The sequence below is a fragment of the Dehalococcoidia bacterium genome, from assembly GCA_035310145.1.
Taxonomy (GTDB): Bacteria; Chloroflexota; Dehalococcoidia; order CAUJGQ01; family CAUJGQ01; genus CALFMN01.
In genome coordinates, this window is sequence record DATGEL010000126.1 from 1 (window position 1) to 12,743 (window position 12,743).

Annotated in this window: 10 protein-coding genes; 4 read left to right on the forward strand and 6 right to left on the reverse strand. The window is 70.3% G+C overall.

Annotated elements, in window-relative coordinates; all coding sequences use genetic code 11:
• Positions 1–247: 247 nt before the first annotated feature.
• The 4 genes from VKV26_23165 to VKV26_23180 all read right to left on the reverse strand — a co-directional run bounded on the left by VKV26_23165 (position 248) and on the right by VKV26_23180 (position 6,118).
• On the reverse strand, positions 248–808 hold the full coding sequence (locus VKV26_23165) for a LemA family protein (GenBank protein ID HLZ72814.1): 561 nt from the start codon (positions 806–808) through the stop codon (positions 248–250).
• 40 nt (positions 809–848) lie between these two features.
• Positions 849–2,975 carry a M48 family metalloprotease gene (locus tag VKV26_23170; protein HLZ72815.1) on the reverse strand — a complete coding sequence of 709 codons (2,127 nt, stop codon included), beginning with the start codon at positions 2,973–2,975 and terminating at the stop codon, positions 849–851.
• Positions 2,976–3,147: 172 nt separating this feature from the next.
• Positions 3,148–4,734, reverse strand: coding sequence for a rhodanese-like domain-containing protein (locus tag VKV26_23175; GenBank protein ID HLZ72816.1), 1,587 nt, complete (start codon positions 4,732–4,734; stop codon positions 3,148–3,150).
• 235 nt (positions 4,735–4,969) lie between these two features.
• Entirely contained in the window at positions 4,970–6,118 is a 1,149-nt protein-coding gene (locus VKV26_23180; GenBank protein ID HLZ72817.1) for a serine hydrolase domain-containing protein, read from the reverse strand.
• A gap of 530 nt (positions 6,119–6,648) precedes the next feature.
• Here VKV26_23180 and VKV26_23185 point away from each other — a divergent pair.
• Positions 6,649–8,049, forward strand: coding sequence for a PQQ-binding-like beta-propeller repeat protein (locus tag VKV26_23185; protein HLZ72818.1), 1,401 nt, complete (start codon positions 6,649–6,651; stop codon positions 8,047–8,049).
• Positions 8,050–8,207: 158 nt separating this feature from the next.
• The gene (locus tag VKV26_23190; GenBank protein ID HLZ72819.1) at positions 8,208–9,815 is read left to right on the forward strand and encodes a hypothetical protein; all 1,608 of its coding nucleotides are present in this window, start codon (positions 8,208–8,210) and stop codon (positions 9,813–9,815) included.
• Positions 9,816–9,963: 148 nt separating this feature from the next.
• Here the strand turns inward: VKV26_23190 and VKV26_23195 are convergent, their stop codons facing one another.
• Together VKV26_23195 and VKV26_23200 are read right to left on the reverse strand one after the other, a co-directional pair.
• Entirely contained in the window at positions 9,964–10,896 is a 933-nt protein-coding gene (locus VKV26_23195; protein HLZ72820.1) for a DUF2182 domain-containing protein, read from the reverse strand.
• Between the two features lie 23 nt (positions 10,897–10,919).
• The gene (locus VKV26_23200) at positions 10,920–11,636 is read right to left on the reverse strand and encodes a DUF899 domain-containing protein (GenBank protein HLZ72821.1); all 717 of its coding nucleotides are present in this window, start codon (positions 11,634–11,636) and stop codon (positions 10,920–10,922) included.
• Positions 11,637–11,760: 124 nt separating this feature from the next.
• Here VKV26_23200 and VKV26_23205 point away from each other — a divergent pair, with 124 nt between their 5' ends.
• Positions 11,761–12,096, forward strand: coding sequence for a metalloregulator ArsR/SmtB family transcription factor (locus tag VKV26_23205; GenBank protein HLZ72822.1), 336 nt, complete (start codon positions 11,761–11,763; stop codon positions 12,094–12,096).
• Positions 12,093–12,533 carry an SRPBCC domain-containing protein gene (locus VKV26_23210; protein HLZ72823.1) on the forward strand — a complete coding sequence of 147 codons (441 nt, stop codon included), beginning with the start codon at positions 12,093–12,095 and terminating at the stop codon, positions 12,531–12,533. Before VKV26_23205 ends, VKV26_23210 begins: the two co-directional genes overlap by 4 nt.
• Positions 12,534–12,743 lie beyond the last annotated feature (210 nt).

Below are 12,743 nucleotides of genomic sequence, written 5' to 3' on the forward strand. Positions count from 1 at the left end.
CATCCAACAGCGGCTCAAGCGGGCCGGGGCACGCTGGTCGGATGCTGGCGGCCAGGTCATGGTTGCACTCCGCGCCCAGCACGCCACGCAACTCGCCCAGGCCGCCTAATCACTTGACCCATTACAACTTGTCACACCCGCCGCAGCCCCCGGCCACCGGCCCTCACCCCCGGCCCCTCTCCCAGGATTGGGAGAGGGGAGACGCTGGGGCTTCGCCCTCCGCCCCACATCCTCTATTCCCCATTCCCTAAAAAGTGACCTGCGGCACGGCGCGGTCGCTCGGGTCGTCGAGCTGGAACGGCTGCGCATCCTGGAAGCCGAACATGCCGGCGAAGACGTTGCGCGGAAAGCTCTCGCGCGACGTGTTGTACTCCATCACCGAGTCGTTGTAGAACTGCCGCGCGAAGCCGACGCGGTTCTCGGTCGAAACCAGCTCCTCCTGCAGCGCCATCATGTTCTGGTTTGCCTTCAGGTCGGGATACGCCTCGGCCACGGCGAAGAGCGAGCGAAGGCTCTGCGTGAGCTGGTTCTCGGCGCCGGCGCGGGCCTGTACGTTGTCGCCGGCCGCGATCGCCGCCTCGCGGGCAAGGCTCACGCTCTCGATCACGCTGCTCTCGTGCTGCATATAGCCCTTGACCGCGTTCACCAGGTTCGGAATCAGGTCGTGCCGCCGCTTGAGCTGCACATCGATCTGCGCCCAGGCGTTCCTCACCCGGTTGCGCCTGGCGATCAGCCCGTTGTAGCTGGCGATCGCCCCCAGCACGAGCACAACCACAACCACGGCGATGACGATCAGTACGATGCCCATCCCGGCTCCTCCTCGAAGCGTGACCTTCTGCCGGCGCCGCTCAGCGCAGCGCCGCCTCGACCAGCGCCAGCGCAATCGCCAGCACCGGCAGCGCCAGCAGCGCGTTGAACGCCGCGGCCATGACCACGATCAGGCCGACGGCCACGCCCAGCAGCCCGACGATCACCACGCCAAACAGGCCGATCAGGCCGAAGACGAGGGCCCTGGCCTTCAACGACGCATGGCGCAGGCTGTGCAGCTTCGAGGGCGCGTCCACGTGCGCGCCGAGCGCCTGCAGCTTGCGCAGCCGCTTGTCGATCGGCGGCTGCAGGCCGTGCATGCCCAGCTCGTCTTTGAATGTGTCCTCGCCTCGGCCGGCTTTCGACTGCGCGCTGGCCGCGGCCAGCGCCGGATCGGCGGCCTGCGCCGCTTGCACCCGCTGGGCCAGCTCCGCCTGCATCGCCCGCATCGCCGCGAGCCGCTCGGGCAGCGGCTTGCCCTTCAACTGCTCGGCCTTCGCCCGCCAGGCGTCGCGCAGTTGCAAGGCCGCCGCCGGCGGCACGGCCGAGCCGTGCTGCCCGACGACGAACAGGTGCGAGGCCGAGCCGCCGCCTGGCACCGCGGTGTAGCAGCTCTCGAAGCGCACGAGCGCGTGGGCAAGGCCGTCCGGGTTGCGCGTGAGCTGCACCGAAGTCGCGTCGGCCAGGTAGCGGCGCGTGCGCCAGATCCAGCCGAGCAGCGGTCCGGTCACGCCGTTCTCGTAAAACAGCATGAACATGCGGAACATGGCGCTGGCGAGGTACGGCCAGACGGTGATGATGCCCAGCCAGCCGAGGTCTTTCGACTTGGACTGGCCGGCGGGCGCGTTCGGGTCGTCGTCGAGGCCATCCACGGTGGCACTGCGCAGCATCAGCTCGGAGAGCGCCGCCGCCCGCGCCGCCTTCTGCTCCTGGCTGCCGTGGTTGTGGAAAACGAAGCCGAGGAAACGCCAGACGGTGCGCCGCGCCACACCGCTGAAGAGGAAATCGCGCCCGGCCAGCACGAGGCCGATCGTCTGGAAGACGGAGACAATCGTATTGGCGAGGCCGAGGTCGCCGTTGCCCGCCGAGCCGGCCAGCACCGCCAACACGCCGAGCAGCTCGTCGCGGCTAAGCGTGTCGAGCATGGCGCGCGAGACGACGACGGTCGCGTCGGTGTGCGAGGAGCCGATCACCGCGGCGTTGACTCCCCGGCCGTCGAGCACGAGCACGCGCGGCGACGGGATGCCGGCGGCGATCGCGATCTCTTCGACCACGTTGACGAGCTGGCGCTCCTCCAGGTCGTTCGGCTTCGGCTCGCGGGCGCCGAGGCGCAGCAGCGTGCCGCCCGTGGCCGCGTGACGGAAGAGCACGCGCACCCAGAGCCAGAGCAGGACGATCAGAGCGATGCTCGGCGCGAGCAGGCCGATGGCGCTGCGAAGCACGGCGCCGGTCTGCACGGGACGGCTGTGCAGGCCCTCTTTGAGCGGCAGCCCGAGGCCGTCGATCAGGAGCGCCAGATCGCGCGCCGGTCCCGAGAGCGGCCCCGCCAGCCGCAGCAGCCGCAACGCCACGGCAGCCGCGAGGTAGAGCCAGGGGCTGATCAGCGCCGCGACGAGGATGGCCAGCGCGAGCACCGGCACGGCGCAGACCAGCGAGAGCAGCAGCGCCCGCCGCCGGTAGCGGCGCTGCGCCGCGTAGAACGTCTCGCGCGAGAGCGGGCCGGGTAGCGCCGCACCGGCGACCGCTGCACTTGCTGGCGCGGCAGGTGTGGCCACGGTACTCATGGCTGCCGCGGTTTGCACCGCCGCCGGACGCAACGCCGCATCGAACCCGGGCACGGCGGCGGAAGGGACGACGCCCTGCCCGGCGAGCAGCACTGCACCGGCGAGGGTATCGCCGGGGGGCGAGACAGCGTGGCTGGCGTTTTGGGGCGGCTGTTCGAGTGGAACCGTCGGCCGCTCCTGCGGCGGCGCGGGCGCGGCGGTAGTTGCCGGCAGATGCGCCGGTTGCTCCAGCGGCACGGTCGGCCGTTCGTGAGCGGGCATCGGTGGCGTGACGGGGCGGCCAACCAGCACGGCGCCCTCGATCGCCGCGCCGCATCCGGTGCAAAACCGCGCTCCGGCACGGTTCGCGCGGCCGCAGGCCGCGCACTCGATCGTTGCCGCCATCGCCGCTCCTCTGGGCGGGCCGCAGCCACGCCGGGAAGGATCATACGCCGCGCGAGCCGGCTTCAGAATGGGAAACTCAACAATACCTGTGCATGCGTGGTCATAGAGCAGGCCGCATCGACAGGCCGCAGTCGCCGCGCCGCGGACGCCAACTCTCACGCTGGTTATCGGCTCAGGCGTACTTGCGGCCCAGCGCCTCTTCCCAGCTCAGGTAATGAATGATGTCCGCCTGCGTGCGGTCGGGGCCGGCAGGCACCACGTCCTCCGGCGCCGACATCACGCCGCTGAGGCCGCGTTCGAGCGGCAGCTCGGCGGCGTGCCAGGCACGCATGCCGCCGTGCAGCACGGCCACGTCGCGGTAGCCCCGCTCGCGCAGCGTACGCGCGGCGAGCGGCGCCTGCCGGCCGTCTGCATCGCTGAGCACGAGGGGCGCGTCGAGGCGCGGCGCCAGCGCGGCGATGCGCAGCTCCAGCCAGCCGCGCGGCAGCCAGATCGCGCCCGGCACGTGGCCGCGAGCGAAGGCGTCGCTCGAATCGACGAAGAGCACCGTGACGTGCGGCTCTGCGCCGAGCCGCGCCTTCAGCTCGTGCGGCGCCAGCGAGGTCAGCGCCGCCTCGGCCTCGTGCAGGCCGAAGACCTCCGGCTCGTCCGCGCCGCTGATCAGCGTCCGCCCGGCCGCGGTCCATGCCCCGGTCCCGCCGGCGAGGGCGCAGACATTGGGGAAACCCATCTGCCGGAACCATGAGGCGGCGATCGCTGAGCGGGCGCCGTCGTCGCAGGCGAAGATGATCGTGCCGTCGCGCACGGCGACCAGATCATCGCTGCGCTGCACGGCCTGCCCACCGGGGAACCACCAGAAACCGGGAATGTGGCCGGCGGCGTACTCCGCCTCGCTGCGCACGTCGATCGGGTAGAGGCAGCGATCCACGGAGCCGGCCAGCAGGGCGCCGGCCTCGTCCGGGCCGATCAGCCTCGCGCCGTCTTCGGCCGCCACGCGCCGGGCAAAGGCGAGTGCGGCCGCGCGGCCATTGTCGCTGAGCGGCGGCAGCTCGGTGCGGCCGGCGCCGCGTTCCAGCTCCAGCCCGGCCAACACCCAGCCGGAGGTGCCGTTGCGCAGGCTCACGGCCGGCACACCCATGCGTTGCAGGACGCGGGCGCCGATGATGCTGCGCGTGCGCCCGGCGCAGTTGACGACGACCGTGGCCCCCGGCTGCTCGTGCACGATGTCGGCGATGTGCCGCGCCAGCTCGCCGCCAGGCAGGCTGCGCCCGCCGGGGATGCAGGCGCGGCGGTACTCTTCCGGCGTGCGCGTGTCGAGGATCACGAGCTGCTCGCCCGCGGCGATGCGCGCCTGCAATTCCTGCGCCGAGACCGTGGGCACGTGATGGCGCACCTCGACCGCCTCGCCGAAGTCCTTGCTGGGCACGTTGCTGCCCCACTCGGTCGGCAGCCCCTCGCTGGCCCAGCGGTTGACGCCGCCGGCGAGCACGGTCACGTCGGCGTAGCCCATACGCTCGGCCGTCTCCGCGGCGAGGGCGGCGCGGCGGCCGTCGCTGTCGCAGAGGGCGATCGCGTGCGCGCGGCAGGGCACGAGCCGCACGAGGCGCGCTTCGATCAGGCGGCGCGGCAGGCTGCAAAAGCCGGGGATGTGGGCAGTGTTGTATTCGCCCGCCTCGCGCACGTCGAGCAGCGCGGGCGGCGCGGCGCCGGCGAGCAGATCGCGCAGTGCCGCCGGCTCGATCTGACGGTTGGCCTTCACTCCCCTGCCCCTTCTCTCCCATCCACAGATGTCTGGGATTCGCGGCTCTTCCAGCGCGTATAGGCGAAAGGGGCAAACCGGCGATGCAGAAGCGAACCGTTCGAGGCCGGTCCGGCTCGCCACATCTCGCGCCCGCGGCGCGGAGGGCGCCGTCGACCGAAGATGGCTGCGGAGCAGCGGTGAAGGTGCGCCCCTGCCTGCATCCCTGCGTCCTGCGTCCTGCGCCCTCTATTCCCTATTCCCTGATCGCGGAGTGCGCGATTGTGGCGATCTTGTCAAGCCGCTGCGTGTGCCAGGGCTCCTCGCACAGCGCGTTGCTGAGATAGGTAAAGGAGACGCCCGACTCCGGATCGGCCCAGGAGTAGGAGCTGCCGGCGCCGCCGTGGCCGTAGGTGCTGGGCGAGGCGATCGTGCCGAGGCCGCGAACCGTGGGCGTGAACCCGCGCACGTGCGGACCGAGACCGCGGTGCATCGGCATGCCCATGTTCTCGTCCAGGCGATCGCCGGTGTGGTTGCGCGTGACAAAGTCGATCATCCGCGGGCTGAGCACGCGCACGCCGTTCAGCTCGCCGCCGGCCAGCATCATCTGGTAGAAGGCCGCGTAGGCCGCCGCCGAGGCAAAACCGCCGCCGCCCGGCACGCCCGCGGCACGAAACGCCGCCGTGTTGCGGCCCGGCGCCGGCACCATGCGGCCCTCCTGCAGGGTGTGGAAATCGGCGCAGCGGCCCTGTTCGGCCGCCGGCACGCCGACAAAGATGTCGGCCAGGCCGAGCGGGTCGAGCAGTTCCGAGCGGATCACCTCGCGGAAGTCGTGGCCGGTGATCGCCTCAATCAGCACGGCCGCCGTCCAGTGCGCGGAGGCGCCGTGGTACTGGATTTTTGAGCCGGGCGTCCATTCGAGCGTGAAGTCGCAAACCGTGCGGCGCAGCAGCTCGTGGTCGGCCCAGGCGTCTTCCGGCACGACGGCGCCGGGAAAGCCACCCTGGTGCGTGAGCACCTGGAAGAGCGTGATCTCGCCCTTGCCGTTTTTGGCGAACTCCGGCACGTGCTCGGCGATGCGGTCGGCGAAGCGCAGCAGCCCGCGCTCGACCAGGATCCATATCGTGGCGGCGGTAATGACCTTGGTCTGCGACATCAGCAGCCAGGTGGTGCGTGCGCCGGCCGGCTCCGCGTGCGGCTCCAGCCGCGCCCGGCCGAAGCTCTTGAAGGCGGCGAGCTTGCCCTGCCGCGCCATCGCGATCTGCGCGCCGGGATAGCGGCCTTCCTCGATCTGCTGCTCGATCAGGGCGTAGAGCCGTTCCAGCCGCTCCGGGTCGATGCCCAGCGAGGCGGGCTCTGCCTCGGGCAGCAGCGTTTGCGCGGGCTTCGTCGCGGTGCCGACCATCGTCTCGCCTCCGCTGGAATCTGAACCGACGCCGGCAGTATAGCGCAGGATGCGACCGCCGGCCGGAACCGGCGGAGGAATGCGCCTGTACGAGCATCGGTGAGATGGTTGAGATCCGGGGTCATCCGCGGGCAGCGCTCTGTTCGCGCCTCTGCCTGCGGCCCGCAACCTGTGCCCTCGACCGGATGAGGCAGGCGACGAGCGCGCGTGCTAAGAATGACTCGGCACCGCGGGCGGATGGGTAGCGGAGGCGCGAGATGTCGGGACGCGGCCGCGCACGGGTCATGGTTTTGCCGGTGCTGGCGCTGCTGCTCGCGGCGTGCAGCAAGTCGACTCCGAACCGTGCGACGCCGGTGCAGCAAGCTGGCTCTTTCGCGGCGATCGCCACCCCGGCAATATCCGGTATTGCCGACCGGACACCCGCTGCCATCGCGCCAAGTCCCGCAACTGCTCGCGCACCCGCCGCCGGCACGCCGGCCGGGCCGGCCTCAACGGCCACGGCAGCATCTGCAACCGGGACGGACTGGCCGGTGTACGGCCACGACCCGCAGCGCAGCGGCGTCAATCCGAATGAAACTGCCATCAACCCGAACGGCGTCGGCGGGTTGCGGCAGCAGTGGACGCAGGCGCTGCCCGAACTAACTGGCGGCTCGCCCATCCTGCTGCACGCCGTGGCGCTGGGCGACGGCAGCCGCGCCGATCTGCTCTATGTCACCACCTCGCACGGCAGCACGCTGGCGCTGAACGCGGCGAGCGGCGCAATCGTCTGGCGCAAGGACACGAGCGGGCCGCAGATTCCCGGCCAGCGCTGCCAGGTCTGCGCCACGCCCGCCGCCGACCCCTCGCACCAGTGGATCTACGCCGCGGGCAACGACGGCGCCGTGCACCGCTACGCCGCCGGCACCGGTCAGGAGGACACCGCCGCGCCGTGGCCCGTCGTCGTCACGCACCTCAACGGCTACGAGAAGCGCTCCTCGGCGCTGAACGTGGCCAACGGCTATCTCTACGTCGCGCTTTCCGGCTACTTCGGCGACTTCGGTCCCTACGTCGGCCACGTCGTCAGCGTGCGACTGGCCGACGGCGCCGTCAGCGTCTTCAACGTGCTCTGCAGCGACCAGCACGCGCTGCTCGCCCCGCCGAGCGCTGCTCCGGGCAGCCAGGCAGCCTGCAGTCAGCGCGAGGCCGGGGTCTGGGCGCGGGGCGGCGTCGTGGTGGACGAGGGCGACGGCCCGACCGCCGGCAGCCTGTACATCGCCAGCGGCAACGGCCCCTTCGACGCGAACAGCGGCGGCAAGGACTACGGCGACAGCGTGCTACGGCTCAGCGCCGATGCCGGCAGGCTGCTGGACAGCTGGACGCCGTCAACCTACCAGCAGCTCGACGATCGCGACCTGGACCTGGGCAGCACGGCGCCGGCGCTGCTGCCCGATCAGCCGCAGAGCAAGACGCCGTATCTTGCCGTGCAGGGCGGAAAGGACGGCGTGCTGCGCCTGCTCGACCGCGCGCACCTGGGCGGTCTCGGCGGCGAGCTGCAGGCGATCGCGCTCAACCAGGGCCAGATCCTCACCTCGCCCGCGGTCTGGCAGGACACGCAGGCGAACGGCGGCGACTGGGTGTTCGTGGTGACGGCGCGGACGACGGTGGCCTACCGCATCGCCACCGACGGCAGCGGCGTCACGCGGCTGGACGAGGCCTGGCGGCTGGGGCAGGGCGGCTCCTCGCCGGTGCTCGCGGGCGGCGTGCTCTTCCTGACCACGGGCGACGGCGTCACGGCGCGCGATCCGCACGACGGTCGTCAGCTCTGGTCCTCGGCGCAGGATTCGGCGGGCGGCAACATCGGCGGCAACCACTGGCAGACGCCGATCGTCGTGGACGGCCGGCTCTACATCGCCGACGAGGCGGCGCACGTCGTCTGCTACTCGCTGCCGTGAGGAAGCCCGGAGCCACCGCGCCGAAAGCGAACTCCGTGTCCGTCGAGAGTTGCGGAATCCGCGAACTCGGTGGCAGCGTCTGGCGGTAGGCGGTAGAGTGAAGCCAGACCGGCCCGGGCTTTTTCAGCGCCTGGACCAGCAGCGGGAGAGCGAAAGCGATGGTCGCAACCACGGACCGGCCGGCAGCGCGGCGCTACGCGGAGTGGGAGGAGCGCATCCTCTCCCGCGACCAGGTCGGCGCCAGCGAGCTGTTCTACGCCATGGCGCAGGACGAGCGGCCGTTCAGCGAGATCACGGGCGAGCTGGTGCGCATCCACGCGCCGTACACGCACGTGCCCTACCACCAGCGCCTCGACCACGGCGTGGTGAAATTCGTCAACAACGACCACTGCCTGCTCAGCGCCGGCGCCGCCCTGCGCCTGTTGCCGCGCGTGCCGCACGAGCTGCGCTGGCTGCCGCTGGCGCAGACCGTCTGGTACGTACCCACCGGCCTCGACATCTGGAGCCAGCTGATCGGCAAGGCGCCGGGCCACTACGTGCGCCTCTACCAGATCGATGCCACGGGCGCCCCGCCGCCGCAGGTCTGCTGGCCCGACCAGGAGCCGAAGTTCCTCGACGGCGGCCTGAGCTTCGCGGAGAAGCTCAACCACTGGCTGACGCTGGTGCAGCGCGGCGAGGTGATCGAGCAGTACCGGGTCTTTTTGGGCCTGCTGGAGCAGGCGAACGACACGGAACGCGAGCAGTTGCAGGCGCAGCTCGCCTTCGCGGGCCTGATCGACGTGCAGGACCGCATGCTCTTCAATCGCTCGTATACCACCGGCCACAAGTCGTACCGCGCCCGCGCCACGATCGAGCTGGGCCAACTGCTTGGCTGGGAGAACGCGCACAGCGTCGTCTACGCCGGCGTGCCGGATATCGCCGTGGGGCCGCGCTGGTACTCCAGCTACGAGATGGGCGCCAACATCTGCGCGCTTGTCCTGGAGGGCCGGGACGGCGCGATGCGCGCGCAGACGGCGCCGCTGAGCAAGGCCGAGCAGCGCGAGCTGGTGGACCTGCTGCTGCACGCCCACGAGCCCGCCTGGAACCTGAAGATCGCCGATCTGCTGAAGCGCGGGCGCGGGCCGAAGCCGATCCTCGACACGATCCAGATCGCCGCGGCCGAGACGATCCTGCTGACCGGCCACCCCAACAACTTCAGCATGTCGCAGCACTGCTATGAGTACACCAGCACGCTGCGCTGGTTCTATGACACCTTCGAGCACCCGCACCAGGTGAAGTTGCTGTTCGTCGCCGGCTCGATCGTGAACCAGGCGGCGCACCACCAGCAGAACACGTCCGGCAACGGCCCGATCACCGTCCGCCGCCCGCGCGGCTCCGACGCGCTCTCGGGCGACCAACTCCTGCAGCGGCTGGAGGCGGCGCAGCTCGCGCTCGACCCCGACGCGAGCGTGGCCTGGACGGCGGCCTACCTCCACGGCGGCCACGACCGCGCCCCGCTTTGCCGAACGCTGGCAAGCGTCGCGGCGAAGATCGGCAACGACCCGCACAACCAGGAGATCGGCCTCTGCCTGGTCGAAGACTACGGACGCAGCACGGCAGCCGCGCGCGAAAAGCTGCTGCTGGCGGCGGCGAAGCATAACGCGGGCCACCGCAAGTACGGCGACCCGCTGGAAGCCTACCGCCGCCTCGCCGCGGCGCTGCGCATCGAGACGCGCGAGACCGCCCGCGGCGCCGCCGACCCGCGCGAGGCCCTGCTCGACGACTGACGCCGCTCAGCTGCTCCGGGGCGCACCGGGCTCGCCCAGTGGCATGTATACAGGTCGCGGCCATCGGCCCTCATCCTCTCGTCTCTCCTTCCCCCAATCCTGGAGGGAAGGAGACGATCCAGCCTGAAGCGTTCCGTGAACACTCCGGTTAACCCGACGCCGACAGAGTCGTGCTACGCCCGATCGCCCCTTCTCCCAGGATTGGGAGAAGGGGAAGGGGGTTGAGGGCGATGGCCGCGGACACGCACCGCGTCGCTGGTGCGAGACCGCTCAGAGCGTCGTCGGCGGGGCGACGGGCACGACGATGACCAGCAGGCCGAAGGCGATCAGCCCCATCGCGGTCACGCGACTGGTCGTGCTTCCCAGCGGCAGGGACTTTCTCCGCGAAGATGAGCAGCGTGAGCAGCAGCATGGCGCCGAGGTTCATCATGCCCAGCGGCAGCAACAGCAGCAGGAAGAGCACGCCGGAGCTGCCGAGGCAGATCAGTCCATGCCTCATCCCCCAGGCGCAGGGCGCCGCCGCCCTCGCGCCAGGAATCGAGCACGAACGCGCGGCTCGCGGCAACGTGCCAGGCAGGCACGCTTGACCGCGCTGAGCTGGTAGAGGCCGGCCAGCAGCAGACTGACGCCGCCGAGTTGCGCCGCAGGCGCCATGAGCCAGGCAGAACGGTCGGCCAAGACCGTCGGCCGCGACCGCGGCGATGAAGGCGAGCACCCCGGCCGCCGCCCAGGCAACGAGGTATCCGCCGACGAAGAGCGCCGTTGCCATCGCGGGCAAGCGACTGGCCCGCTGGTCCGCGGCCACACGGGCGAACACCAGCACCATCGGCGCGGCGCTTGGCAGCATCATCGCCGCCATCATCACGGTCCACAGCGCGAGAAAGAGCGCGGGGCTCATACCCATCGTCAGTCCCATCGCCATGCTGTCCCGCATGCCGTGCTCCGCCTGCCAGACGACCACCACCCATGCCGCCGCCGCGAAGGCAAGCAGCACCATCAGGGTGAGCCTGCCCTGCCGGGTTGTGGCGAGCGCCGATCGTGTCATGCGTATCTCTCCCAGAAGGCTGATGCCGCCGGGCACGAGCCACGGACTCTTCCGTGGGGTCAGTGGCCGTACTCGTCGTGGCGGCGCACCCAGAACTGCGGGTCGTCGTGGCCGGCCTCGTCGCGGCCCTTCGGCGTGAGGTCGAGGTAGTGGTACGCCGTGTTCAGCATGTCGAGGCCGCGCGAATACGTGGAATACGTGTGGTAGACGCGGCCGTCATCACGCTTGGAGAAGACGCTGACGCCGGCGTGGTCGGTTGCGTCCCGTACGACATTCGTAAAGTTGTGAATGCCTGTGCCGTCTTGCCACTGTTCGGGCGTGAACGCGACGGCGTAGTCGTAGTTGAAGTCGGTCGCGAACGACGAGAGCCAGTCGAAGGTCCAGCCCATCCGCGCCTTGTACGCTGCGAGCTTGCTGTACGGCGCCCGCGAGATCGCCACCATGCCGGTATCGCGCTGATTCAGATGCACGATGGTGCGCTCGAAGTTATCCGCCCAAAAGGAGCAGTGCAGACAGCCGGCGTCCCACTCCGGCGCAAACATGAAATGATAGACGATGAGTTGGCTCTTCCCGTCGAAAAGCTCTGCCAGGCCGCGCTTCCCGTTCCCGCCTTCGAAGACGTACTCCTTCTCCACCGTTTTCCAGGGCAGATCGCGCCGCTCCTGGCTGAGCTGGTCGCGCAGGCGCGTGAACTCCTTCTCCCTGGCCAGCAGCTCCTTGCGCGCCGCCAGCCACTCGCCAGGGGAAACGACTGCATGGGTGCTCAGGTCCGACACGGTTCCTCCTCGTCGCCGGCTGGTGCCGGCGCTGTCAGTTCAGAGGCGCTGCACATCGTCGCGGGCTTGATGCTCAACGCATCTATTGAATATGATAGGGCGGGAGGGCGAGATGGTCAACAAGATTGTTGAGGATTCGACGGTCCTGGACCGCGTGTACGCGGCGCTCGCCGACCCGACGCGGCGGGCGCTGCTCGTCACGCTGCGAGCCGGCGACGCCCGCATCACCGACCTTGCGGCGCCGCGCCCGATCTCGTTCGCCGCGGTCGCGCGCCATGTTGGCGTGCTCGAAGACGCGGGCCTGGTCCATCGCGAGGTGCGCGGCCGCGAGCACTGGCTTTCGGTGCGGCCCGAGACACTGCGCAGCGCCGAGGACTGGATTCACGACCAGACCAGCTTCTGGTCGACGCGTGCCGACGCGCTGGCAGAACGCCTGGCGCGGAAGCGGGGCCGGTCATGAGCGAGCACCGTCCCCGATCGGCGGTCGTCACCCGCCTGCTGCCCGCGCCGCCGGAGGTGGTGTACGACGAGTGGCTCGATGTCGACGCGCTGGCGGAGTTCCTGTGTCCCTATCCCGCGGTGGCCGACACAGTCGAGTGCGATCCACGTGTCGGCGGCCGGCTGCGCATCGACATGGTGAACGGTGAAGACGTGACCCACGTCACCGGCGAATACCTCGAGCTGGACCGCCCCAACCGGCTGCGCTTCACCTGGAACTCGGAGCGCACAGGCGACCTCGGCAGCGTCGTGACCGTGACGCTGGAGGCGCACGAAGAGCAACAGACGTTGATGACGATCGAGCACGCCCGGCTCGGCGCGGACCAGCGCGAGGACCACGAGCGCGGCTGGACGCGCATCGCGGCCCAGCTCGAACGCAAGCTGCAAGCAAGGGTCTAAAGCGCGGACCGAGTGCCGCTTCGTCGGCACGCGCCGCACAGCATCGTCCTATCGGACATACGGTTGCGCCTGTCGCGGTTCAGTGAAAAGGTCAGGGTAATCGTCCCGTGAGTTTGTCACGAGCGGTAGGTACGCCACGGGTGAGCGCTTGGGGGCTTGGGTTGCTTGATCGGACCGAGGCCGGTGCCGCGTGGCGCATCGCGGGCACGC